The organism is Crossiella sp. S99.2, from assembly GCF_023094165.1.
In the GTDB taxonomy this organism is placed as follows: Bacteria; Actinomycetota; Actinomycetes; order Mycobacteriales; family Pseudonocardiaceae; genus Crossiella.
Window position 1 is genome coordinate 199,496 of sequence record NZ_JALMDK010000016.1, and the last position, 22,554, is coordinate 222,049.

At 70.2% G+C, this 22,554-nt stretch carries 24 protein-coding genes and 1 pseudogene; 6 read left to right on the plus strand and 19 right to left on the minus strand.

The features are described 5' to 3' along the window. Positions 1-76: 76 nt before the first annotated feature. On the minus strand, positions 77-2,149 hold the full coding sequence (locus tag MZC64_RS48995; protein WP_247765039.1) for a helix-turn-helix transcriptional regulator: 2,073 nt from the start codon (positions 2,147-2,149) through the stop codon (positions 77-79). A 275-nt stretch (positions 2,150-2,424) separates the two neighbouring features. Here MZC64_RS48995 and MZC64_RS40985 point away from each other — a divergent pair, with 275 nt between their 5' ends. Next, the gene (locus MZC64_RS40985) at positions 2,425-2,775 is read left to right on the plus strand and encodes a hypothetical protein (protein WP_247765040.1); all 351 of its coding nucleotides are present in this window, start codon (positions 2,425-2,427) and stop codon (positions 2,773-2,775) included. An 82-nt stretch (positions 2,776-2,857) separates the two neighbouring features. Here MZC64_RS40985 and MZC64_RS40990 read toward each other — a convergent pair whose 3' ends face one another. From MZC64_RS40990 to MZC64_RS41075, 18 genes and pseudogenes are all read right to left on the minus strand, one after another. Continuing rightward, positions 2,858-3,268: a hypothetical protein gene (locus MZC64_RS40990; protein ID WP_247765041.1), complete on the minus strand. Its 411-nt coding sequence runs from the start codon at positions 3,266-3,268 to the stop codon at positions 2,858-2,860. Between the two features lie 64 nt (positions 3,269-3,332). Continuing rightward, positions 3,333-4,025, minus strand: coding sequence for a 3-oxoacyl-[acyl-carrier-protein] synthase III C-terminal domain-containing protein (locus MZC64_RS40995; protein ID WP_247765042.1), 693 nt, complete (start codon positions 4,023-4,025; stop codon positions 3,333-3,335). Positions 4,026-4,094: 69 nt separating this feature from the next. Further along, positions 4,095-4,565, minus strand: a complete 471-nt coding sequence (locus MZC64_RS41000; protein ID WP_247765043.1) for a hypothetical protein — start codon at positions 4,563-4,565, stop codon at positions 4,095-4,097. Then, entirely contained in the window at positions 4,562-5,038 is a 477-nt protein-coding gene (locus MZC64_RS41005; protein ID WP_247765044.1) for a hypothetical protein, read from the minus strand. The genes MZC64_RS41000 and MZC64_RS41005 overlap by 4 nt, the downstream gene beginning before the upstream one ends. 224 nt (positions 5,039-5,262) lie before the next feature. Then, positions 5,263-5,718 (minus strand): annotated as a pseudogene (locus tag MZC64_RS41010) (peroxiredoxin); the annotation flags it as partial. Continuing rightward, positions 5,718-6,098: a thioredoxin family protein gene (locus MZC64_RS41015; protein WP_247765045.1), complete on the minus strand. Its 381-nt coding sequence runs from the start codon at positions 6,096-6,098 to the stop codon at positions 5,718-5,720. The gene MZC64_RS41015 and the pseudogene MZC64_RS41010, both read right to left, overlap by 1 nt. A 25-nt stretch (positions 6,099-6,123) precedes the next feature. Next, the gene (locus tag MZC64_RS41020; protein ID WP_247765046.1) at positions 6,124-6,735 is read right to left on the minus strand and encodes an ATP/GTP-binding protein; all 612 of its coding nucleotides are present in this window, start codon (positions 6,733-6,735) and stop codon (positions 6,124-6,126) included. 28 nt (positions 6,736-6,763) lie between these two features. Beyond that, positions 6,764-7,207 (minus strand): roadblock/LC7 domain-containing protein, encoded by a 444-nt coding sequence (locus tag MZC64_RS41025; protein WP_247765047.1) that lies wholly within the window; start codon positions 7,205-7,207, stop codon positions 6,764-6,766. Continuing rightward, on the minus strand, positions 7,207-9,033 hold the full coding sequence (locus tag MZC64_RS41030; RefSeq protein WP_247765048.1) for a sensor histidine kinase KdpD: 1,827 nt from the start codon (positions 9,031-9,033) through the stop codon (positions 7,207-7,209). Before MZC64_RS41030 ends, MZC64_RS41025 begins: the two co-directional genes overlap by 1 nt. A 23-nt stretch (positions 9,034-9,056) precedes the next feature. Continuing rightward, the gene (locus MZC64_RS41035; protein WP_247765049.1) at positions 9,057-9,719 is read right to left on the minus strand and encodes a DUF742 domain-containing protein; all 663 of its coding nucleotides are present in this window, start codon (positions 9,717-9,719) and stop codon (positions 9,057-9,059) included. Continuing rightward, entirely contained in the window at positions 9,719-9,973 is a 255-nt protein-coding gene (locus MZC64_RS41040; protein WP_247765050.1) for a hypothetical protein, read from the minus strand. The genes MZC64_RS41035 and MZC64_RS41040 overlap by 1 nt, the downstream gene beginning before the upstream one ends. A gap of 33 nt (positions 9,974-10,006) precedes the next feature. Beyond that, on the minus strand, positions 10,007-11,233 hold the full coding sequence (locus MZC64_RS41045) for an FAD-dependent oxidoreductase (protein WP_308301126.1): 1,227 nt from the start codon (positions 11,231-11,233) through the stop codon (positions 10,007-10,009). Beyond that, positions 11,226-12,050, minus strand: a complete 825-nt coding sequence (locus tag MZC64_RS41050) for a ferredoxin (RefSeq protein ID WP_247765051.1) — start codon at positions 12,048-12,050, stop codon at positions 11,226-11,228. The genes MZC64_RS41045 and MZC64_RS41050 overlap by 8 nt, the downstream gene beginning before the upstream one ends. Then, entirely contained in the window at positions 12,047-12,721 is a 675-nt protein-coding gene (locus MZC64_RS41055; protein WP_247765052.1) for a DUF4142 domain-containing protein, read from the minus strand. Before MZC64_RS41055 ends, MZC64_RS41050 begins: the two co-directional genes overlap by 4 nt. A gap of 381 nt (positions 12,722-13,102) precedes the next feature. Next, positions 13,103-13,432 carry a beta/gamma crystallin domain-containing protein gene (locus MZC64_RS41060; protein WP_247797780.1) on the minus strand — a complete coding sequence of 110 codons (330 nt, stop codon included), beginning with the start codon at positions 13,430-13,432 and terminating at the stop codon, positions 13,103-13,105. A 55-nt stretch (positions 13,433-13,487) separates the two neighbouring features. Continuing rightward, positions 13,488-14,366, minus strand: coding sequence for a cyclase family protein (locus MZC64_RS41065; RefSeq protein WP_247765054.1), 879 nt, complete (start codon positions 14,364-14,366; stop codon positions 13,488-13,490). Continuing rightward, positions 14,363-15,460, minus strand: a complete 1,098-nt coding sequence (locus MZC64_RS41070; protein WP_247765055.1) for a glycosyltransferase — start codon at positions 15,458-15,460, stop codon at positions 14,363-14,365. Before MZC64_RS41070 ends, MZC64_RS41065 begins: the two co-directional genes overlap by 4 nt. Positions 15,461-15,607: 147 nt before the next feature. Then, on the minus strand, positions 15,608-16,669 hold the full coding sequence (locus tag MZC64_RS41075) for a zinc-binding dehydrogenase (protein WP_247765056.1): 1,062 nt from the start codon (positions 16,667-16,669) through the stop codon (positions 15,608-15,610). Between the two features lie 262 nt (positions 16,670-16,931). Here MZC64_RS41075 and MZC64_RS41080 point away from each other — a divergent pair, with 262 nt between their 5' ends. The 5 genes from MZC64_RS41080 to MZC64_RS41100 all read left to right on the plus strand — a co-directional run bounded on the left by MZC64_RS41080 (position 16,932) and on the right by MZC64_RS41100 (position 22,541). After that, positions 16,932-17,744, plus strand: coding sequence for a sporulation protein (locus tag MZC64_RS41080; RefSeq protein ID WP_247765057.1), 813 nt, complete (start codon positions 16,932-16,934; stop codon positions 17,742-17,744). Between the two features lie 126 nt (positions 17,745-17,870). Beyond that, on the plus strand, positions 17,871-18,536 hold the full coding sequence (locus tag MZC64_RS41085; RefSeq protein ID WP_247765058.1) for a response regulator transcription factor: 666 nt from the start codon (positions 17,871-17,873) through the stop codon (positions 18,534-18,536). Further along, positions 18,533-19,624: a sensor histidine kinase gene (locus MZC64_RS41090; RefSeq protein WP_247765059.1), complete on the plus strand. Its 1,092-nt coding sequence runs from the start codon at positions 18,533-18,535 to the stop codon at positions 19,622-19,624. The genes MZC64_RS41085 and MZC64_RS41090 overlap by 4 nt, the downstream gene beginning before the upstream one ends. 98 nt (positions 19,625-19,722) lie before the next feature. Beyond that, on the plus strand, positions 19,723-21,264 hold the full coding sequence (locus tag MZC64_RS41095; RefSeq protein ID WP_247765060.1) for an amino acid adenylation domain-containing protein: 1,542 nt from the start codon (positions 19,723-19,725) through the stop codon (positions 21,262-21,264). Next, positions 21,261-22,541 carry a hypothetical protein gene (locus MZC64_RS41100; RefSeq protein WP_247765061.1) on the plus strand — a complete coding sequence of 427 codons (1,281 nt, stop codon included), beginning with the start codon at positions 21,261-21,263 and terminating at the stop codon, positions 22,539-22,541. Before MZC64_RS41095 ends, MZC64_RS41100 begins: the two co-directional genes overlap by 4 nt. The last annotated feature ends 13 nt before the right edge of the window (positions 22,542-22,554 follow it).

The following is a 22,554-nucleotide window of genomic DNA, read 5'->3' on the forward strand; positions in this document are numbered from 1 at the left end:
CCCAACTCGTACGCATAGTTGGCCCAACTTGGCGTACGACTTTGGCCAACTGGACGGCGGAGGGGGATCGCGGCTGCTAGCCGAGTTCCGGGCCGGGCCAGTCGAGCAGGTCGTGGCGGCCGGTGATGGCCAGTTTGCGGTAGACGCTGGAGAGGTGGAACTCGATCGTGCGGCGGGCCAGGCTCAGCTCCGCGGCGATCTCGGCGTTGCCGAGGCCGCCAGCCGCCAGCCGGGCGATCCGGCGTTCCTGCGGGGTGAGCAGCGCGCGGGCGGCCGGGGCGCGGGCGGGGTCGTCCAGGCTCCCGGCCACCGGCACGCCGCCGCAGCGCTCGAACAGTTCGCGGGCACGGGCGAGGTGGCGAACCGCTTCCTGCTCCCTGGCCGCGCCCGCCTCGCGCAGGGCCAGGGCCAGGTCGTAGCGGGCGTGCGCCTCCGCCATCGCGGCGCCCGCCTCGGCGAACTGGCGCACCGCCTCGGCGAGCAGGGCCATCCGCATGTCACCCCGGCTGGTCAGGGCCCGGCCGTAGGCGCCGAACCCCAGCGCGCGGGCGGTGCCCCAGGCCGCGGCCGCGGTCTGGCCAGCCTTGGCCACGGCCACCGCCTCCTCGTGGCGATCGGACCGGAGCAGGATCCCCACCAGGTCGAATTGCCAGGTGGCGAGTTCGGTGTTGAGTTCGGCCCAGCCGTCGACCAGCCTGCCGCAGTCCAGTTGCGCGGACCGCGCCGCCGCCAGATCGCCGTTGGCCAGGGCCACCACGCCCCTGGCGCGCAGCAGCGCCACCGTGTGCGCCGACTGCGGGATCTCACCGTCCAGGCCGTAGTCCGCGAGCACCTGTTCGGCCCGCCACAGCGCACCGGTGTGCACCAGGGTCTCGGCCAGCAGCGCCGCCGCCTCGGCCACGATCGGCTGGTCCCTGGCCAGGCCGCGTTCCGCGCAGCCGGCCAACAAACTGTCCAAAGTAGACACTGTCGCGCGCAGGTTTCCCTGCCGCCGCATTGCGTGGGCGCGGAACACCACGCAGCCGAAGCGCTGGAGGTCGGCGCCCTCCAGCGGTAGTCCGGCCTCCAGCCGACGGCAGGCGTGTTCGGTGGCCTGGTCGTTCCCGGCCAGCAGCAGGGCGGAGAGCGCGAGCCGGCAGGTGTCCCACTCCCGCCGGAGGTCGGCCGCCACCAGCACCGAGGTGGCCAGCTCTACCGCGTCGCCGGCCCGGGGTTCGCACAGCGCCGCCAGGCAGACCCGCACCGCGGCCAGTCCCCGCTCGGCTACCGGACCGGTCAGGCCGGTCTCGGCGAACCAGCTCACCAACCTGCTCAGCCGGGCTTTCGCGCCGGGCCGGAACAGCGTGGCCCCGGCCCCGGCCAGCAGCAGCCGCAGCGCCGCCGCCGGATCGTGCCTGCGCACCTGGTCCGCGGCCTCCTCGAACAGGCGCAGCGCGTCCTCGGTGCCGGGCAGCCGATCGACCAGCCGGTGCAACAGCCCGCAGGTGACCTCGACCTCGGCCGGGGTGTCCGGGCGGCGCAACTCCTGCAGCAGGCAGCTGATCGCCGCCACCGGGTCGGTGTCGAGCAGGATCGAGGCCAGCCGCCGGGTGCAGGCCGCGCGTTCGGCCGCTGGCAGCGGCTCGCGCAGCGCGTGCCGCAGGTACTCCGCCGCCGCGGGCACGTCGCCCCGGTCCTGGGCCTGGGCGGCGGCGGTGCACAACGCTTCCCCGGCCCAGTCCAGTCCGATCGGCCCGATCAGCACCAGCTGGTCCGCGGTGCGTTCGGCCGCCCCGGGCAGCGCGCGCAGCAGCTCGGCCGCCCGCAACCGCACGGTGACCCTGGCGCCCACCGACAGTCCATTCAGGACGGTGTCCGCGGTGTCCTGCTCCTGGAAGGACAGCGGAACCTGGTTGACCAGCACGCCCGCCGCGGTCAGCACATCCACCGCGGCCAGTACCTCCGGCAGACTCAGCCGGGCCAGTTCCGCGGCGTCGTGCAGCGGCGCCTCCGGACCGAGCACGGCCACCACCACCGCCACCGCGCCCGCGTGGGCGCCCAGTCCGTCGAACATCGCCGCGGTCGGCACCAGGTCGTCGGCGGCGTCCGCGACCGCGCGCAGGGCCTCGACGTTCGGCCCCGCCCACCTACTCCAGTGCGTATCCGTCACCGCACACTCCCGCCTCACATCGCCGGCGTGTTGGCCGTTGTCGTACCCAGTCTTGGCCGAACTGGTACGCCACTCGGCCAACACACCGTCCACAACCGCCAACACACCGTCCAGAACGGCCAACACACCGTACGACAACGGCCAACACGGGGGTGGGTGGGTGCTCGGGCAGGGATCTTGCCCGAACGGCTCGGGGGGCTCCCGGATTCGTGGTGTGGGGCAACAGAATCGGCTGTCGGCTGGAACAGCCGAACCCCTTACCGGAAAGGTCAACGATGTCGAAGATCAAGAAGGCGCTGGGCGTCGCGGCGGTGGCCGCCGCGCTCACCCTCGGCCTCCCCGCGGGCGCCGCCCTGGCGCAGGACGCCGCGACCGACGCCACCGGCGCCGCCTTCTTCTGCAAGGCCAACCAGGTGGGCGTCACCATGAGCTCGGGCCAGCGGCGCTGCTACGGCCCCTTCCCGGTGGATGCGAGCCGGGGCCCGCTGCCGGTCAAGTGCGTGCACACCGGGCCGAAGGCGGCCGGTTACCGGATCAAGGGGCAGAGCCGGGATGTCCACCAGGGCGCGAACAAGACCAACTGCCGGGGTGGCTTCCTGGTGAAGCTCTACGTCAAGCACCGCTGAGCGCACCCGTTGAACCGAACCCGGCCGCGGCGTGTGTCACGCCGCGGCCGGGTTTCGCGCTCACCTCACCGGTGGTCCGGGTTCACCCTCGCCAGGCGTCCGGGCAACCATGAATTCCGGTGGAGGCGTTCGTCCTGGTCCGGAACTTGACGAAGCGCTCCTCGGAGCCGCTTCCCCTGGTGAAACTACCCCGGAACGCCCAGTTCTTATAACCGCCGTCACCGGACCGTCTGAAGGTCCCGCGCACAAAGGCGATCGTCATGAAACTGCCGTTCCTCGTGCACTGCTGCGGACGTTCGAGGCGCACCGTGTGGTTCGGGCTCCACTGGAACGTGATGACGTTGTACTTGCCGCCGTGCTGCTGGTACATCACCCTGGTGTAGCGGTCCGCGGCGGTTTCCGTTGCCGCCGCATCCGCCGCGGGGGCAACAAGAGTGCCCGATACCGCCAGCAACGCACCCGATAGTGCTACCACAGCCTTCTTGCCACGCAAGCTGATTCTCCCTTCAGGTACTGCCTTCGGGTCTATCGGTCACGCCGATGCAAACAGCAGGTAATCACCGGATCAAGCATTTGTCTGGACCAATGGACAGGCACGCACCGGCGGGGGCACAGACGGGCAAAAGCTCGGTGACCTCAAGGATCGTGGCCTGCCCCGCCATGACCAGCAGCACCCGCTGTCCGGCGCGCAGGGCGCCGCTGCTGATCAAGGCCGAGAGGTTGACGATGTTGTCCGCCGAGACGGCGTGCCCGAGTTCGCCGAAGGTGCTCTGCCACAACCGGTCCATCGGGATTCCCAGCAGTTTGCCGACAATTGTCCAGGCGGAGCTTCTGGTGTTCTGCGGCACCACCCAGTCGATGTCGTCGGTGCCGATCGCGGCCTTGGCCAGCACCTCGCGAACCAGTTTCGGCAGCAGCGCGAAGAAGAGTCCGACGGATTCGTCCAGCTCGCTCTCGGCGACCTGGTGTGTGGCCACGACGCGGAACGCGGCGGTGGTCGCCGACACCCGGCAGGCCGCCGCGCCAGAGGAGCGTTCATCACCGGGCAACCGGTCGACGGTGACGCACAGGACGGTGCGCCAGGCCGGTTCGACGGCCAGCAGCTCGTGCGCCAGGCGCAGGGCATCCAGCATCCCGGTGCAGCCCTGCTGGTCGAGCCCGTGGATCTCGGCGGTGGCCAGCACTCCGTACGCGGTCTCCCCCGCGGAACCCAGCGAATAGGTGACACCAGCCAAAAATGTGGAGTTCATTAGTGGCAGAGTGTTATCGGCCCACCGGCGGGCCGTCCACGAACCTGACCGCGATCTGACATCGTGGTGTCAGAAGGGCACATTCACCGGCCGCGCGTGCAGCAGGTCGACCAGCACGGTGGCCGCGGCGGGGCTGAGGTGCACGATGTTCCTGGCCGTGGCCGTGGTCGCGTTCACCAGTTCGTCCACTGTGTACTCACCGCGGACCAGGAAGCTGCGCGCGCCCGCGGCCAGCAGCTTGGGCACCAGCGGGACATCCGGCCGGTCGATGAGCACCAGCACCGGCGCCAGCAAGGACAACGGCCGCACCAGGTGGCGGCAGCACCCGCCCCGGCGGTTCCGCAGGCTCAGCACCACCACGCCGGGCCGGTACAGGCGGGTCGCGGGCACGCCGTCCGCGCAGGCGCGCACCGAGTCTACGATGTCCACCCGGTCGCCGAAACCCAGTTGTAGCCGCAGTTGTTCGCACATAGCCGGGTCGCCGCTGATGAGCACGGCCCGCACCCGGCCTCCGCTGCCGAAGCGCACCGGCGGGCTCACCACTCCGGCATGCGCATCGGGCGGAGGGCGACCCGGAGCGTGGCGGAGGCGAGCAGCGCGCCCTCGGCGGGCTCGCCGCGGTGCAACTCGAACCGCGCGGCGCCCGGCCCAGCCGGTGTGACCACAATGGACAGTCCGATCTGGGTCGGCCAGGTCTGACCCTTCGCCAGGTACAGCTCGCTGACCTCGATGTCGGCACAGCTCAGGCGGAAGAACTCCGCACCGGCGGCCAGGGCGAGTTCCCCCGGCGCGGCGCCGATAGTGCTGCCCCGGCCGTAGCAGTCCCGTTCCGGCCAGGCAGGGGCGGTGAGGGCGGATCGCCAGGCCAGTCCGCCGTCCCGGCCCGGCGATCCGACCGGGACGCCCAGCACCGGGTGGGCGCCCGGATTGACGGCCACCGGCGGCCGCGCGGTCTTCCGGCGCTTGCCCACGGAACCTGGCGTGGGGCGGCCAAAAAGGTAGTTCAGGTACATCGGCGCCTCACACCTCAGTCCGTGCGCGTGGTGTTCCCGGTCCTTCACCAGACAAGCACCACCGCGATCCACGCCGGCGGGCGCGCGGGCGGCTCTGTCCATTCGCACGACGTTTGTGCCCGAACGCCTCAGTTCGCCTCACCCGGCTCGGCGTTCGCGGGCAACGTGATCCAGTTCCCCGGCGCCACCGGGATCGAGACCTTGGACAGGTCTCTGGCGCCCAGCATCGAGGTCACCGCGGACTTCCAGGCGTCCTGATCCCGGGCCACGTCCTGCTGCTGCACCTCGGCGAAGCGGATGATGCCCTCGGTGTCGATGAGGAAGGTCCCCCGCCGGGCCACGCCGTGCCGGTCGTCGAAGGTGCCGTAGGTGGTGGCCACCTCGCCGTGCGGCCAGAAGTCCGACAGCAGCGGGAACGGATACCCCTGCTGGCTGGCCCACGCCTTGAGGCTGAACGGGGTGTCCACCGACACCCCGATGATCTGCACGTCGTACTTCTGGTAGATGTCCAGCTCGTCCCGGAGCTGGCACAGCTCGCCCCGGCAGATCGGGGTGAACGCGCGCGGGTAGTACACCAGCAGCACGTTCTTGTGGCCGGCGAAGGAGGACAGCGTCACCGGTTCGCGATGGCTGTTCTCCAGGGTGAAATCCGGGGCCGGGTTGCCGACTTCGAGTCGCATCACTTCGCCGCCTTTTCCGTCACCGAGGCGCACACCTGGTCGGGGTCGAGTTGCTTCGCCTGCCGGATCACGTCGTTGAGCGCCCGCGCGCTCAACGAGCCCTCGTGCAGGAAGATCAGCACACCGCCGCGCATCACCGCGACCGTGGGAATGGCGGTCACGTTGAACGCCGCGCCCAGCTCGGGCTGGGTGTCGGTGTCGACGTGGCCGAACAGCACGCCCTCGGTGCTGGCCGCCGCTTCGTGGAACACCGCGGTGAATGCCTGGCACGGCCCGCACCACTCCGCGGAGATGTCGATGACCACCACCTCACCGGACTCCACCGTCGGGCCGAAATTGTCCACATCGAGCGAGATGACCTCGCGATTTCCGTTGGCCACAAACGTCAACCTTCCTGCTACGACCTCACGCCATCGAGGGCTCGGTCAGCTCTTCCACCCGCTCCATGACGTACTTGATCAGTCCCAGCAATGTGCTCTTCACCTCGCCGCGCATCCGCGCGTCACAGCGGAACACCGGGATCGACGGGTCGATCGCCATCGCCCGCCGCACGTGTTCGAGGGGATGGTGCAGGATGCCGTCGAAGGTGTTCACCCCGATGACATAAGGGATGTTGCGGTTCTCGAAGAAGTCGATCGAGGTGAACGAGTCGGCCAGGCGGCGGGTGTCGGCGAGCACGACCGCGCCGATCGCCCCGCGCACCAGGTTGTCCCACATGAACCAGAACCGTTCCTGGCCGGGGGTGCCGAACAGGTACAGCATCAGGTCGTCCTCCACCGCGACCCGGCCGAAGTCCATCGCCACCGTGGTCGACCCCTTGTCCGGGATCCGGCTGAGGTCATCCAGCTTGTCGCTCGCTACGGTCATCACCGCTTCGGTGGTGAGCGGCTGGATATCGGAGACCGCGCCGACGAACGTTGTCTTGCCGACCCCGAAGCCGCCGGCCACCACGATCTTCGAGGAGATCACCGGACCCCGCGAAGACATCCTCGGGCGTCCGATTCCAGTGTTGTTCATCTGAGTACGTCCCTTTCCGATCGCACGATCAGTTCGACTGGGCGCCAGCCGTGACCGCGGACGGGCCGTCCTCGTTCACCCGGGTGCCGGGGGTCAGCATGTGGCCGAACCGTTCGACCAGCAGCGTCATCTCATAGGCGATCTGCCCGATGTCGTAACCGGGATCGGCCAGAATGGACAGACAGGAACCGTCGCTGATCGCCATCAGCAGCATGGTGCCCGCGTCCATCTCCACGATGGTCTCGTTGACGTTGCCAGCCTGGAAGCAGCGCGCCGCGCCCTCGGTCAGGCTCACCAGGCCGCAGGCGACCGCGGCGAGCTGGTCGGCCCGCGCCTCCGGCAGCGAGCTGGAGGCCGCGATGAGCAGGCCGTCGGAGGAGACCGCGACCCCGTGCGCCACCCCGGGCACCCGGTCCACGAAATCGTTGATGAGCCAGGCGAAGTTACCCCGCTTCTCGTCCTTCTCGGTCATCACTTGTCACCACTTTCCGGATAGTTGTTCTCCAGCACCGTCCAGCCGCCGGAGTCCGGCGCGGGCCGCGACCGGTTCTCCTGTTCCTTGGCCTTGCGCACGCCCTGCTGGTAGCTGGACAGGCGGCTGCGGGTGGTCTGCGCGTCGCGGGTGATGGGGACGACCGGGTTCGGGGTGGCCGGGGCGGGCGCCGCGTCCGGGCCACCGGGGATCAGGTGGGCCCCCTGCCGCCGCAACGGCAGGCCGTCCTCGGTGTAGCTGTAGCCGTCCTCGTCCCGCACGGTGTCCGCCAACTCCCACTCACTGTCCACTGTGGACCTTCCGTTGTCCGGCCCAGACTCCCCTGCCCGCGGGCGCAACGGCACCGACTGCTGGCGCAGGGCCACCGCCTCCCTGGCCTGGAACCAGCGGGAGGTGGGGCGCACCGTGCTGGGCATGGGCCGGGACTCCGGGGTGGCACGCTGGGGCACCCGCACCGGCAGCTCCCCCGGCACGTCCGCGTGCACCTTGGCGACCACCTCGGCGGAATCCCGCCACGCCTGGCCGGCCCGCACAGGTGTCCTCGACCTGGAGTACCAGGAGGACTGCCGCCGGGAACTGGCCCGCACCGGCGCCTTCGCCTCGGTCTCGGTCCGGCGCAACGTGGTGGTCACCAGCACCGCGGGCGCGACGTCCGGCCGCTCCGCCAGCACGGCTCCCGCGCCCTGGGTCAGGCCCCGGCGTGGATCGCCCGGCAGCGCGGCCCGCACCTCGTCCTCCTCCAGCAGCGCGGAACTGGGCACGGTGACCAAGGCCGACACACCCGTGACGTTGTTGCCGCCGAAGAGTTCCACCCGGATCCCGTGCTTGCCCGCCAGCCTGCCGACCACCAGCAGCCCGACCCGGCGGGTGCGCGCGATCTCCTCCGAGCCCAGCCGCCGCAGCTGCCGGTTCACCCGGTCCAGGTCCTCATCGGACATGCCGATCCCGTTGTCGAACACCCCGATCGAGAGTCCGTGGTGCCGACCGAGTTCGGCCTTGACGGTGACCTGCTGATCGGGGGCGGAGAAGGAGGTGGCGTTGTCCAGCAGCTCGGCCACGATCCGGATCAGGTCCCCGGCCGCGGTGTTGGACACCCGCACCGCCGGGGTGTCGAGCATCCGGACCCGTTGGTAGGAGCCGATTTCCGAGATCGCCGCGCGAAGCAGGTCGCCGACCGGGACCGGCTCCTTGGTCTTGCGCACCAGCTCGGTGCCGGAGAGCAGCAGGATGTTCTCGTTGTTGCGCCGCATCCGGGTGACCAGGTGGTCGAGCTGGAACAGGCGGTTGAGGTCGGTCGAGCAGCGGTCGCCTTCCTCCAGCTGCTCGATGATCTGCAACTGGCGCAGCAGCAGGGATTGCGTCCGCCGGAACATGGTGACGAAGACCTCGGAGTAACCGGAGCGGATCTCGTCGTGTTTGGTGGCCAGCTGCACCGCGTGCGTGCAGACCTGCCGGACGTCGTCGATGAGCATGGCCAGCTTGCCGTCGGTCGGGTTGGGCAATTCCAGGCCGACGCGTTCCAGGTCTCGCCCGTCCACCACCTCGCCCACGATCTCCGACAGCCGTCGCCCGGACAGCTCGTCCACCTCGGCCCGCAGGGTGTCCATCGAACGCCACAACCGCCGCGCGCCAACGGCTATCAGCGCGCCGAGCAGCAGGGAACCGATCCCCGTCGCCAGCGCGGTCCAGCGCGACCAGGGCGTCCCGGACGCGGCGGCGGCCACGACGGCGAACTGCAGGGCGCACAGCAGGACGAAGGCGAGCAGCAGTTGCCTGCCCTGTCCTCGCGCCTGGTCTCTGTTCATCGTGCCTCCGTCAGCCGTGGGGTTCAAATGAGCCGGGCGAGCCCGGCGTAGAGGCGGCGCAGCAGTTCCAGCGAGGGCAGGCCGCCCGCGGTCGGGCCGGAAATGCTGTGCACGCGCAGGTATCCCTTGTCGATGCCGTCGCTGATGATCGTGCGGGCCAGGCCCAGTGGCGCCTCGATGGCCACCGCGATCTCGGCCACCGACTGCGGCACCGCGCAGGTGCGGCACACCAGCCGTTCGTCCTGGCTCATCTCCCGCTGCGGCAGGGTGGCGTAGGGCCGGGCGGCCGCGATCATGGTTTCGAATTCCAGCTCGTGGCTGGACTCCGACCGGCCGCCGGAGCGGACGTAGGGCCGGATGAGCGGGGCGGTGCGGTCGAGGTCGAGGGTCAGATCGCCTGCCTCGAACCGGATCCCGTCCTCGTAGTCGGCCGCCGGGGCGATCCGGCAGGACCGCCTGGTGCCGGACTCCCCCTCGGTCTCGGCCAGCACCCGGATCGGGGTCACCTCGGTCAGCGCCTCGACCACGACCGGCCGGCCGCCGCCGCGCCCTGGTTCCTCGAACGGGGACCGGTCGCGGAAGTCGTGATCGGCCCACTCCCCGTAGTCCGCCCAGCCGCCGAAGCGGACCGGTTCGGCCCCGTCCGCCCGCTCGCCCGGCAGCGCGGCCGCCCGGCCGCCACGCATCACCGCTCCCCCTGGTGCGCGTGCCTGGCCGCGGTGGCAGGCCCCAGCAGCTCCTCGGGCGCGGGCGCCCGCGCGATCCGCTCCCGCTCCCGATAGGGCAGCGGCACGACGGCGGACCGGTAGTACGGGTCCTCGGCGATGAGCACGGAGATCCCGGTGGTCTGCGAGGTGAAGTTCGGGGACTGCTGGACCGCGATCGCGGCGGCCGCGGCCAGGGCGACGAGCGAGAAGATCGCGAGTACGTTCGGTCGCATCCCGTGGTCCTTTCCAGTCCGTCAACATGCGCGTCACACCCTTGATGGCTCGGGCACGGGCGGGACCCGGTCCGCGCCGGTGGCGACCCGCCGCCGCAGCTCGGCGGTGTGCCGCAGCACCGCCGGGGTGTTGTCGAAACCGACGACGCCGGTCAGCCGGTTGTCCAGGAAAAACCCGGAAACCGTGTGCCCGCCGGGGGTTCCCTGGTCCATCGCCCGGCGCACCGGGCCCAGGGCGGGCATCCCGGCCGCCTGGATCTGCAGGCCGAACTGCTCGGACCAAAAGCGCGGCACCGGTGTGTACGGCAGCGCCCCCTCGCGTCCGCTGAGCAGGCTCTCCGCCGCGGCCCGGCCCATCTCCATCGCGTTGGTCCAGTGCTCGACCCGGTGCGCCCGCGGGCCGAAGCGCAGATTGGGCCAGCTGGCCACATCGCCGGCGGCCACCACGTCGTCCAGCCCGGCGACGTGACAACTCGGCTCGCACACCACGCCGTCGGCCAGGTCCGCGCCCGAGTCCCGCAACCAGGAGACCGCCGGGACCGAGCCGACGGCCACCACCACGTGGCTCGCGGACAGCACCCGCCCGTTGGTCAGCCGCAGCTCGACCGCGGACGGCTGCGGCGCCCAGCCCGCCACCTTGGTGCCGAGCTGGAGCTGCACGCCCTTGCGCCGGTGCAGTTCGGTCAGCCGGGCGCCGAGTTCGCGGTCGAGCAGCTCGCCCATCAGCCGAGGGGACCGGCCGACCAGGGTGATCTGATGGCCCATGGCACGCAGGCTGGCGGCCAGCTCGCAGCCGATGAAACCACTGCCGATCACCACCACCTGCTCGCGCGAGTTGGTCAGCGCCTTGCGCACCCTGGCGGCGTCGGCGATGGTGCGCAGCACAGTGACCCGCGGGTGGCCGTGGATCCCGGTGGGCAGCCTGCGGGCCTCGACCCCGCTGGCGATGACCAGCCCGTCGTAGTCGAGCAGCTCGCCACCGGGCAGGAACACCTGCCGCCGCAACGGATCCAGCTGGGAGACCGGGGTGTTGAACCGCCACACCACGTCCAGCTGGTGCGCGGGCGCGATCACCAGGTCCCGCTCGCTGAACTCACCACTGAGGAACTGCTTGGTCAGCGCGGGCCGGTAGGTCGGCAGGCCCGGTTCCGCGCCGAGGATGACGATCTCCCCGTCGAAACCCAGTTCCCGCAACCGTTCCGCGGCGCACATCCCGGCCAGGCCGGCCCCGGCGATGACGATTCGTGGCAGCTCAGTCACGTTTGCCCGCCTCCAGTTCGATCGCGCGCGTCGGACAGGCCCGCGCCGCGGAGAGCACGTCCCGGTTGTGCTCGACCTCGGGGTTCTGCCGGTAGGCCAGGCGACCGTCCTCGCGCAGCTGGAAGACCTCCGGGGCCTCGGACTGGCAGAAGCCGTAGCGGTGGCAACGCTGGTTGTCCACGCTGATGCTCAGCGGCGCCGCCTTGTCCACCTGCTTCTGCCGTGGACTGCTCGCGTCCAGCAGCCCGATCCGCACCAGCGCCGCGGCGGGCAGGAACCGCACCGCGGTCAGCGCGAGCGCCGGGGCGAGCACGGTGATCCCGCCCAGCCACACCAGGTTGAAGTTCGCGTTCGCCCAGGCGCCCCACCAGGAATGCGCCACCCCGAGGGCGATCGCCAGGTAGCCGATCTGGTGGAAACGCAGCCAGCTGCGGTAGCGCACGATCCGGTGCACCCACGCGGTCAGCATGATCACCACCATCAGATCGAAGGCGAGGATGCCGAGCGCGTGCCGGAGATAGCCGTTCAGGAACGGGATCACCACCTGGGTGCCCACCACGATCTGTTCGTCCAGCAACAGCATCGACAACCCGTGCACGGTCGCGGTGGCCAGGGCGAAGGCGGCCAGCAGCACGTGCCCGGTGCGCAGTGCCTGGTGGCCGGTGACCCGGCGGATCCAGCCGGTGGCCACCAGCACGCCCCAGCACAGGGTCAGGCACATGCACAGGTAGGCCAGCCGCCCGGAGAGCGCGGCGACCGCGCGCACGCCGGCGTCGTAGGAGGTGAATCCCCCGGCCAGCAACAGCTCCACGCTCATTCGATCGCACCCCCGCCCGCCGGGTCCGCGGCCGGTTCCCCGGCCCGCCGCCGGGCGCCCAGCTGGACCAGCAGCAGCGTGGCGAAGCCGAGCACCAGCGCCAGCGCCGAACCGGCCAGCACCGACACCAGCGAGGGCACCGGCTGGTACGGCGAGTCGGTGCCGGAGTGCACCGCAAGCGAGTCGGTGCCCGCCAACTCGGTGCTCTCCAACAGGGTCATGTGCCGGGCCACGTAGTCGGCGGCGAGCTGGGCCATGGTGCGCACGACGTCGTTCTGCGTGGTCGCCCGGACGCCGGCGACCTTGAGGTAGACCGTGCCGTGCGCGGCCCTGGTCAGCCGGACGTAGCGGCGGTCCCGCTCCGCGCCGGTGGCGGCCAGGATCTGCTCGCGCCAGGCGTTCTGCTGCGGGGTGGCCGTGGCGGGCAGCAGCACGTTCAGCCGGGCGGCCGCCGCCTCGTTGTACTCGTTGAGCTTGTGGTGCTCCTTGGCCAGTTGCGCGCCGACCGCCCGCACCCGGGGATTGCCGCTCTCCCTGGCCATCAGCTCACTGGCGGGCATTTCCCAGAACCCGGCCTGGGCCACCGCGAACAGCATGCCGATGTCGGCCGGGTAGAGCGGGCCGAACGGCGCGTCCATGGTGGTGTGCTCGCGCAGCCGCTCCCCCGGCACCGACTCGTTCCACTCGGAGGTGGCGGTGACGCCGCAGGAGCTGACCGTGCCGCACAGGGCGGCGGCCAGCAGAATGCGCGGAACCCAACCGAGGCGAGCGCGAGCGGAATTGCGACCACCCGACCAATTCACCTCAACCGATTTCCGCATACTGTCGCCGCCCGTCACTCCACCCGACGAATCGATGTTGGGAGTGCATTAGGCGCTCTTGTCGGCCCGGGTGGAAGTGTTGCCGACGGCCCCGGGTACAAGTGGGCAATCAGAGTGCACGATGTGACACCGTTGCGCTGGACGGCGGTCCCGCTACCTGGGCGTTCGTCCCCCGGGCATGGGTCGTTCCGGGCAGCGCGCGGTCCGCCCGGAACGACCCAAGCCTCGCGGTCAGCGGTCGATGTGGATCTTGACTACCGCACCGTACTTCTGGTACTTCGACTCGTTCTTCCGGAACGTGTGGCGGTAGCGGCTGCCGTCGCCCGGTTCGTATTCGAACCAGCCCTTGTTGTTGCCGGAGCTGAAGTTCGTCACCCCGGGCTGGTCGAGCGAGCGCTCACCCGCATTGGCGAAGCACCTTTTGAAACCACCGTTGTTGTTCCGGATGCCGATGATGAAGTACTTGTCGACCCAGATCGGGTTGTTGCACTCCGCGACGTTGATTTCGTTGATCGCGAAGGCCGGGGCGACACTGATGGTGCCGAGGCTCATCGCCGACATCGCGAGCACAGTCAGGACACGCGTTCTCATTCTTTTCATCACAGTCTCTTTCAGGTCAGAACACGGCGATGGGGTTGACCGGGACGCCGGTCAGGCCGTGGATACGGGGCGGGGCGATGCTGAGCAGGAAGGTGTGCCGGTTGAGCTGGGCGCACAGCGCCGCGAGGTCGTCGAGTGCGGCCGCGTCGATCAGCGGCATCGCCATCCGGCCCAGGCCGATCCCGTGCAGCGGAGACGGGCTGACCGGGTCGAACGGCGGGTAGGCGTCGCCCCGGTCACCGGCGAAGAGGGCGACGCCTCGGCGGTGCATCCAGCACACCGCGTCCAGGCTGATGCCCGGGGTCGGCGTGCCGGGAACCGGGGTGCTCGACCAGCCCAGTCGCACCACCAGCGCGTCGCCCGAGCCCACCTCGACGCCTTGGCGCTGCTCGGCCCGCTCGAAGTCCAGCCCGGTCACCGCGTGCCCGGAGGCGAGCGGTCCCTCGTGCGCCAGGTCGAGCAGCACCCCGCGGGTGACGATCCCGGCGGCGAAGGCCGTGGTGGAGGCGTGCGTGACACCGCCGGGGGTCACGGTCTGGGCGCGCGGGCGGCCCGGGTACACCTGGTCGTCGGTGGACCAGTGTGCCAGCGCGTCGAGGTGGGTCGAGTTCGCGTGGTGGTTGGTGACCAGCATCAGATCCGCGGCCACGCCGATCCCGGTGTGCTGCATCATCTGCTGCACGGGCGAGGCGTCCACCGTGCTGGGCGCGAACGGGCTGCTGATCATCGGATTGGGCGTGATCGGCAGGGCCAGCGAGGCCCACCGGCCGATCCGCACCTCCGCCGCCGCGCGCACCCGCACCTGGTCGGTGATGAGGTTGAGCGTGCCCAGTTCGTCCTCGGGTCCCCATCTGCCCCAGTTGTCCGGGAGTTCGGGGTCGGTCGCGGCGGTCATGGCAGGCGCCGCAGCAGTTCCGCCCACGCGTCCTGCGGGGCGGGCAGTTCGGCGATCCGGACCGCGGCCTCGCGGGCGGCGTCCCGGTAGGCCGGGTCGGTGAGCACGGTGCCGACGGCTTCGGCGATCCGGTCCGTCTCGTCCGGACCGAGCACGATCGCCGCGCCCGTGCCGGCCGCGCCCTGGGCCACGAAGGGCTGGTCGGCGAGCACGGGCTGGATGACCATCGGCAGGCCGTGGCTCAGCGTGGCCGAGACCGTGCCCGCGCCGCCGACCGTGACCACCGCGTCGACCGAGGGAAGCAGGTCGGCCAGCGAGGTGAACCCGACGAACCGGACGTTCTCCGGCGCATCCGGCGCTTCCTCGGCGGTGACCAGGATCTCGGCGTCCACAGTGGACACCGCAGCCAGCAGCCGGGCCAGGTGCGCCTCGGGGTCAACCACGGTGCCGAGAGTGAGCAGCACCCGCCGCCGGTCGCCGCGCTCCAGCACGGCGGATTCGGCGCCCGGCGGTCGATGGGCCCTCGGGCGCATGGGGATCCGGTTCTCCGCGAGCAGGTGACCTGCCAGATGCAGCAGTGACGGCACCGCGTCCAGCAACGCCAGCGGGGGCGACGGCGTCAGGCCCCGCGACTCGGCCTGGAAGGCAAACCGTTCCGCGAACCCCTCGTGCATCTCCGGCGGCATCGTCGTGGTGATGTTGAAGAACGCCCAGGGCACGTCGAGGACCGTGGCCACCAGCGGCGCGATCAGGTCGGCGACGTCGGAGATGATCAGGTCCGGCTGGAACTCCTTGGCGACAGCCAGCACCTCCTCGAAGCACAGGTCGACCCTGGTGTCGGCGCACAGGGCGATCACGCCGGCGGGATCGCTGATGTCGGTCATGTCTATCGACCAGCCCCGCCGCTCATGTTCGGCGGCCAGTTCCGGCCAGTCCGCGCCGACCGGGATGAACGGCAGGTCTCCCACGACATGCGCCTTCGAGGCCGCCGTGGCCACCGCCACCTCCGCGCCCGCGGAACGCGCGGCGACCGCGAAGGGGAGCAAAGGGACGAGGTGCCCGAACGCGGGCAGGCTGGAGAACAGAACTCTCATACTTGTCAACATACGCAAGCCATCCGGGTGAAAAGGTTGCTCAACGCCAGTTTCGCGTGACCAGTTCCCGCCACCATTCACCTTGTCCCCCAACGACTTTCGGCAGCATCCAGCAACAGTCCTTTGTGGACATACGAGGGCGAGTTGTCAGTAGGTGATCAGTGGCTTGATGACGTTGTCCTTCTTGTTCCGCATGATGTCGAAGGCCGTTTCCGCCTCGGCCAAGGGAAAGCGGTGCGTGGTCATCGGGGTGGGATCCACCCTTCCGTTGGCCAGCAAGCGCATCAGCCGGGTCATCCGCTCGCGGCCGCCGGGACACAGGTCGGTGGTGATCTTCTTGCCCGCCATGCCCAGGCCGAACGCGTCCAGCGGAATTGACAGCGTGGGCCCGTCCGCGCCGTGGTAGCCGATGTTGGAGATCGTGCCGCCGGCCCGGGTGGCGCGGATGCAACCTTCCCAGGTCGCTTGCGCGCCAAGGGCTTCGATCGCGGAGTCGACTCCGCCGCCGGTCAGCGCGAGGATCTCCGCGGCCGGGTCGGTGGCCGCCGGGTCCAGCACCAGATCGGCCCCGAACCGCTTGGCCAGCGCGGCTCGTCCGGGGATGCCTTCCACCGCGATGACGAGCCCGGCGCCCAGCAGGCGCGCTCCCAGGGTGGCCGAGAGGCCCACCGCGCCCTGGGCGAACACCGCTACGGTGCCGCCGATCGGGATGTTGGCGTTCTCCGCGCCGACGAAACCGGTGGAGAGCATGTCGCAGGCGTAGACGGCGGCCTCGTCGGAGACTCCGTCCGGGATCGGCGCGAGGTTGTAGTCCGCGTCATTGACGTGGAAGTACTCCGCGAGGTTGCCGTCTTTCCTTGCGGTGTAACGGTATGCGCCCAGCGGACCGCCGCACTGCGAGGTGAATCCGCGCTGGCAGTAGTCGCAGGTCCCGTCCGGGGTGATGGCGTTGACGGCCACCCGGTCCCCGACGGCCACCGAGGTGACGCCCTCGCCGATCGCGTGCACGATACCGACGCTCTCGTGGCCCAGCAGGCGCCCGTCGGGCACCGGCACCGCGCCGAGCACGGCGTGCACGTCCGAGGTGCAGATGAGCGAGGCCGTGGTCCGGACGATGGCCTCGCCGGGACCGGCGGCCGGGATGTCGCGTTCGACAAGGCCGACCTCGCCCCGGCCGAGGAAGGCAAGGCCGCGCATTCGATCAGTCATGCTGGTCTCTCCACAATGGACTTGAAACAGACGGCGACCGCCCGTCTGTTTCAGACTAGCCACGGACCAGCCACCGGAGCGGGGTCAGCCGCGGTTCCAGCCACCCGGCGGGGGTGTCATCCAGCCGGGTGGGGGGTTGTTCCGGACGCATGAGGGATGCGTGACGCCGGTCGGCCCAGCGAGGCTGGGCCAGGTGACACAGGCGGTGCGGACTGACTCGCTCCGGCGGCGGCTGTGCCACCTGTCCCGAAGGAGACTGTTCATGTTCCACCGGACGCAGAGCGCATTTGGTATCAGTGACCCCTCCGTCGAGACCTGGCTGGACGCACCGCACGCCGTGCCCGGCAGGCCGCTGACCGGCCAGGTCTACCTCCAGGCCGGCTCCGCGGCGGCCGAGATCAGCCGGATCGTGCTGTCGCTGGTCACCGAGGTCGAGGGCGAGCATGGGCCGGGCAGCACCGCGGAGTTCTTCCGGCTGGTGCTGCAGCAGGACATCAGCGTGTCAGCGGGTGAGCTGGTCATCCTCCCGTTCCAGCTGCCGGTGCCGTGGGAGACGCCGCTCACCGCGGTCGGCGGGTCGCCGCTGCCACGCACGGCGGTGGGGCTCCGGACCGAACTGATGGTCTCGGGCAGGCCGGACCGGGACGATCTCGACTGGGTGCAGATCAACCCGATGCCCAGCCAGAACACCGTGCTGGCGGCGTTCACCCAGCTCGGCTTCTCCTTCCGCGAGGTCGGCGTGGCCACCGGCCGGGTGCCCGAACTGCCCCAGGAAATGGGTTTCTACCAGGCATTCGCCTTCGCCTCGCCCGCCCCGTTCGCGAACCGGGTGGACGAGGTCGAACTGATCTTCGTGCCCAGCGAGCACGAGCTGTGCGTGCTGCTGGCCGCCGACCGGCGCGGCGGCGAGTTCCCGCACGGCGACAACGCCTTCGGCCACTTCCGCCTATCCCACCAGGAAGCACAGGCCACCAACTGGCCCGCCCTGATCTCCGCCTGGCTAACCCTGACCGCCGAGCGCGACCAGGTGACCCCGGCCGTCCCAACGTCGAGTTGGCCCAAGCCGTACGCCTAGTTGGCCAAACTGGACGTACCACTTTGGCCAACTCGACGGCAGGTGCCTGCCTCCGGCGAGCCGGGTGGTCGCCGGGGCTGGTGCTGGCCACACTGGACCGGCACAGGAGCCGCAAAGGAGCGTGGCGTGATTCGGGTGATCGTCGTGGACGACGAGGAACTGGTGCGATCAGGCTTCCGCCTCATCCTCCAGGCGGCCGGGGACATCCAGGTCGTCGCGACCTCGACCGGCGCACAGGCCGTGCGCGAGGTGACCGAGCACCGGCCCGATGTGGTGCTGCTGGACATCCGGATGGCCGATGTGGACGGACTCACCGTGCTCCGCCAGCTCCAGGGCCTCAAGCCCCCGCCGGTGGTTGCCATGCTGACCACCTTCGACTCCGACGAGTACATCGCCACCGCCCTGCGCTCCGGCGCGGCGGGCTTCATCCTCAAGGACACCGCGCCCGACCAGCTCGCCCAGATGGTCCGCACCGTCGCCGCGGGCGGCGTGGTGCTCTCCTCCAAGGTCACCCGCACGGTGGTGGAGGGCTATCTCGGCGCGGGCAGCGACGCCGAGGCCGCGGCCACCGCGCTGACCGAACAGCTCACCGAACGGGAACACGCCGTGCTGGTGCTGATCGCCGAGGGGCTGTCCAACACCGAGATCGGCGCCCGGATCCACGTCAGCGCCAGCACGGTGAAGGACCACGTCAGCGCCATCCTGACCAAGCTGCGGGTGGGCAGCCGGGTGCAGGCCGCACTGGTGGCCGAGCGCGCCGGCCTGCTCAGCACCGAGGAACCCCGGTCATGAAAAGCCGGCTGCGCGGGTGGCTCATCGACATCGCCGTGCTGGCCTTCGCCACGGTGGAGGCGGTCCTCACCACGCTCAGCGAGCCGACCGCGACCGCCTGGTTCGGCGTCGCCGCCGTGCTCGCGCTGCTGCTGCGCCACCGCTGGCCGTTGCCCGTCTACCTGCTGACGCTGCCCGCCGTGGCCTTCCTGGATGTGTACGTCCCGGCGGTCGTGGCGCTCTACTCGATCTCCGCCCGGTACCGGAACTGGTGGCTGCTCATCAGCTGCGGGCTGGCCCTGACGGCCGGCCTGTTCTTCCCGCTGCCCGGACCAGACGAGGATTTCAAGGCCTCGGACCTGGTGCTCGAACTTATCGACTCGCTGATGACCGCGGGCGGCCCGATCCTGCTCGGCCGGTTCCTGCAAACCCGGCATGAACTGGCCCTGCGACTGGAAGAGGTCAAACAGGCCAGGGAGTACGAACGGCAGCTGGACGCCCAGGTGATCCTGACCAAGGAGCGCAACCAGCTGGCCAGGGAGATGCACGACGTGGTCTCCCACCAGGTGAGCCTGATCGCGGTGCAGGCCGGGGTGGTCACGGTGAGCACCGCCGATCCCGCGGTGCGGGAGGCGGTGGAGCACATCCGCACCCTGTCGGTGAACACCCTGGACGAACTGCGGCACATGGTGAACCTGCTGCGCGCCTCCGGCACCCCGGAGTCCGAACTCTCGCCCCAGCCCACGCTGGCCGAGTTGCGCAGGCTCATCGACAACAGCGGAATCGACACCCAATTGGTCGGCACCGCTCCCACCGGTATCGAAGCGCCCATGCAGCGGGCCATTTACCGCACCATCCAGGAGGCTTTGACCAATGTCCGCAAACACGCTCCCGGCGCCAAGGCCACGGTCGAGTTCAGACGTGATGACAGCGATCTGACCGTCACCGTCACCAACACCGCGCCCACCCGGCCCGCACTCGCCCTGCCCAGCGCCCAGCACGGGCTGGTCGGCCTGCGGGAGCGGGCCGCGTTGCTGGACGGGCGATTCCACGCGGGTTCCACCCCCGACGGCGGGTACCAGCTCCGATTGCGACTTCCGCTCACCTGACGGTCAGCGGAAAACAATTCCGAATAGCGAAGACCAGGCGTACGACATTCAGGTCGTGCCGCCGGGAACAATACTGTCCGAAATGAAACGAAGTAGTCATGGTCTATGTCCGCACCAATCACCCCGGGCTGAGTGCCGCGGACCGCCGGTTGTTCCGGCGGTTCGGCTGGGGACCCGCTCGTGCGGTGCCACCCGAGCCACTGCACGAGGTGATCACCCGGCAGGCCGCCGCGGCCCCCGGCGCGATCGCGGTCGAGCACGGCGAGCAACAGCTGACCTACGGCGAACTCGACCGCCAGGCCGATCGGCTGGCCGCCCGCCTGATCGAGCAGGGGGTGCGGCCGGGCGAGCACGTCGTGCTGGTCGTGCACCGCGGCATCCCGATGGTGGTCGGCATCCTGGCCACCCTCAAGGCGGGTGCGGCCTATGTCCCGCAGGACGCCAGGATCCTCCGGCCCGCCACGCTGCGGCACATCCTCGCCACCACGCAAGCCAGGATCGTGCTTACCCAGTCCGATGAGCCGGTGACCGTCCCAAGTGGACACCTCACCATCGACATCGACATCGACGTGATCATGGCTGAACAGAACAAGTTCACCGCACCACGGGTGGACGTCACCCCGGACCACGGGTGCTACGTCCTGTTCACCTCGGGCACCACCGGCACCCCCAACGGTGTCGTGGTCACCCACGCCAACGTGGCCAACCTGCTGCGCACCGAGCCCGGCGATCTCGGCATCCGGCCGGGCACGGTGGTCGGGCAGCTCCTCAACATCGCCTTCGACCTGGCCGCCTGGGAGATCCTGGGCTGCCTCAGCCACGGCGGCACCCTGCTCATCCGCGGCGAGGACATCCAGGCGACCGCGGAACGGGTGGACGTCCTGATCGCCACCCCCACCATCCTGGCCGCGCTCGACCCCGCCCGCTGCACCCGGATGCGCACGGTCGCGGTCGCGGGCGAGCCCTGCCCGCGCCCGCTGGCCGACCGCTGGGCCAGGGTCACCGCCTTCTACAACGGCTGTGGCCCCACCGAGGTCACCATCGTCAATACCATGCAGCGCCACCATCCCGGCGCCGAACGCCTGACCATCGGCAAACCCACCCCGAACAACACCGTCTACATCCTGGACGAGCACCGGCAGCCCTGCCCGATCGGCGCGGTCGGCGAGATGTGGGCCGGCGGGGACTGCGTGTCAGCGGGCTATCTGGCCAACCCCGGTCTCAACGCCGAGCGCTACGCACCCGATCCGTTCCTCGGGGAGGGCCGAATGATGTTCCGCACCAGGGATCTGGGCCGGTGGACCCCGGACGGCGAACTGGAACACCTCGGCCGCACCGACGACCAGGTGAAGATCCGCGGCTTCCGGGTGGAGCTGGACTCGGTGTCCGCGGTGCTGGAGCAGCTGCCCGGCTGCACCAGGGCGGCCACGGTCAAGCTGGACGACCGCACACTGGTGTCCTTTGTCCAGCCCGAAACCGTCGACCCGGCCGCCGCACTGCGCGCGATCGCCGAAGACCTGCCGTACTACTGCGTTCCGGCCGCCGTGCACCCCTTGCCCACGCTGCCCAGCACCGACCGAGGCAAGATCGACAAGGCGCTGCTGCTGCGCATCGCACGCGGTACGGGGGCAGTGGCATGACCGCGCTGGTGAACGACATCGTGCTCCCGGACCCCCTGCCGCTGCCACGGCGAGTGTGGAAGAACCCGCGGCTGATGCACCACAATCGCCTGGCCGCCACGGTGCTCCTGGTCAACCTCGTCGTGCTCGGCTTCGCGCTGCCCGGCGGGATCGCCGCCGACTTCGCCGCCGACGCGGCACTGGCCAACTTCGCGCTGGCCATCCTGATCCGCCGCCAGCGCCTGATCAACCTGCTGTTCCGGCTGGCCACCGCGGCGCCGGTGACCTGGCCGCTGCGGGTGCGCTGGCTGCTGGGCAAGGTCTACCACTTCGGCGGCCTGCACGTCGGCGGCGCGGTGTCCGGCACGCTCTGGTTCGCCGGATTCGTCGCGCTGGCCACCATTGAGGGCGCGGCCACCGCCGTGCTGGTGCTGGCCTACCTCCTGGTCGCGCTGTTCGCCGCGATGGTGGTGCTGGCACTCCCCCGGCTACGCGCCAAGTCGCACAACCACTTCGAGCTGATGCACCGCTTCGGCGGCTGGACCTCGCTGATCCTGTTGTGGGCACTGACCATCACCCGATCCGTCTACAGTGGACATTCACTGGTGAGCACCCCGCAGTTCTGGGTGCTAGTCGGGCTCACCGCGGCCATCCTCGCCCCGTGGACCCGGTTGCGTCGAGTGCCGGTGACCATCGAACGGCCCTCGCCGCACGTGGCCATCGCCCGATTCACCCACGGCCGCAAGCCTTTCGCCGGCTCCTCCACCGCGATCAGCCGGTCCCCGCTGCGCGAATGGCACTCCTTCGCCAACATCCCCGCCCCCGGCGAACACGGCTTCCGGCTGACCATCTCCCGCGCGGGCGACTGGACCGGCCGCTTCATCGACGACCTGCCCTCCCACGTGTGGGTCAAGGGCATCAGCACCGCGGGCGTGGCCAACATCGAGACCCTGTTCCGCCGGGTCGTCTACGTCGCCACCGGCAGCGGCATCGGCCCCTGCCTGCCACATCTGCTCGCCCAGCAGGTGCCCGCCCGCCTCGTCTGGGCCACCCGCAACCCGCGGCTGACCTACGGCGACGGCCTGGTGGAGGAGATCCTCGCGGTGCAGCCCGAGGCGCAGATCTGGGACACCGGCGAACACGGCAAACCCGATATGGTCCGGCTCGCCTACGCCGCGTACCGGGATTTCGACGCCGAGGCGGTCATCTGCATCTCCAACAAGAAGCTCACCTGGCAGGTCGTGCACGGCCTCGAACGGGTGGGCATCCCCGCCTACGGCGCCATCTGGGACTCCTGATGGCATCATCAGG

Coding starts and splice junctions, on each gene's coding strand:
- MZC64_RS41065 (WP_247765054.1), bottom strand. CDS start 14,366: ATGACCGCCGCGACCGACCCCGAACTCCCGGACAACTGGGGCAGATGG.
- MZC64_RS41040 (WP_247765050.1), bottom strand. CDS start 9,973: ATGCGACCGAACGTACTCGCGATCTTCTCGCTCGTCGCCCTGGCCGCG.
- MZC64_RS41070 (WP_247765055.1), bottom strand. CDS start 15,460: ATGAGAGTTCTGTTCTCCAGCCTGCCCGCGTTCGGGCACCTCGTCCCT.
- MZC64_RS41090 (WP_247765059.1), top strand. CDS start 18,533: ATGAAAAGCCGGCTGCGCGGGTGGCTCATCGACATCGCCGTGCTGGCC.
- MZC64_RS41020 (WP_247765046.1), bottom strand. CDS start 6,735: ATGAACAACACTGGAATCGGACGCCCGAGGATGTCTTCGCGGGGTCCG.
- MZC64_RS41100 (WP_247765061.1), top strand. CDS start 21,261: ATGACCGCGCTGGTGAACGACATCGTGCTCCCGGACCCCCTGCCGCTG.
- MZC64_RS41095 (WP_247765060.1), top strand. CDS start 19,723: ATGGTCTATGTCCGCACCAATCACCCCGGGCTGAGTGCCGCGGACCGC.
- MZC64_RS41035 (WP_247765049.1), bottom strand. CDS start 9,719: ATGCGTGGCGGCCGGGCGGCCGCGCTGCCGGGCGAGCGGGCGGACGGG.
- MZC64_RS41030 (WP_247765048.1), bottom strand. CDS start 9,033: ATGAACAGAGACCAGGCGCGAGGACAGGGCAGGCAACTGCTGCTCGCC.
- MZC64_RS41060 (WP_247797780.1), bottom strand. CDS start 13,432: ATGTCGGCGATGAGCCTCGGCACCATCAGTGTCGCCCCGGCCTTCGCG.
- MZC64_RS40985 (WP_247765040.1), top strand. CDS start 2,425: ATGTCGAAGATCAAGAAGGCGCTGGGCGTCGCGGCGGTGGCCGCCGCG.
- MZC64_RS41080 (WP_247765057.1), top strand. CDS start 16,932: ATGTTCCACCGGACGCAGAGCGCATTTGGTATCAGTGACCCCTCCGTC.
- MZC64_RS41025 (WP_247765047.1), bottom strand. CDS start 7,207: ATGACCGAGAAGGACGAGAAGCGGGGTAACTTCGCCTGGCTCATCAAC.
- MZC64_RS41075 (WP_247765056.1), bottom strand. CDS start 16,669: ATGACTGATCGAATGCGCGGCCTTGCCTTCCTCGGCCGGGGCGAGGTC.
- MZC64_RS40995 (WP_247765042.1), bottom strand. CDS start 4,025: ATGAACTCCACATTTTTGGCTGGTGTCACCTATTCGCTGGGTTCCGCG.
- MZC64_RS41050 (WP_247765051.1), bottom strand. CDS start 12,050: ATGAGCGTGGAGCTGTTGCTGGCCGGGGGATTCACCTCCTACGACGCC.
- MZC64_RS41005 (WP_247765044.1), bottom strand. CDS start 5,038: ATGTACCTGAACTACCTTTTTGGCCGCCCCACGCCAGGTTCCGTGGGC.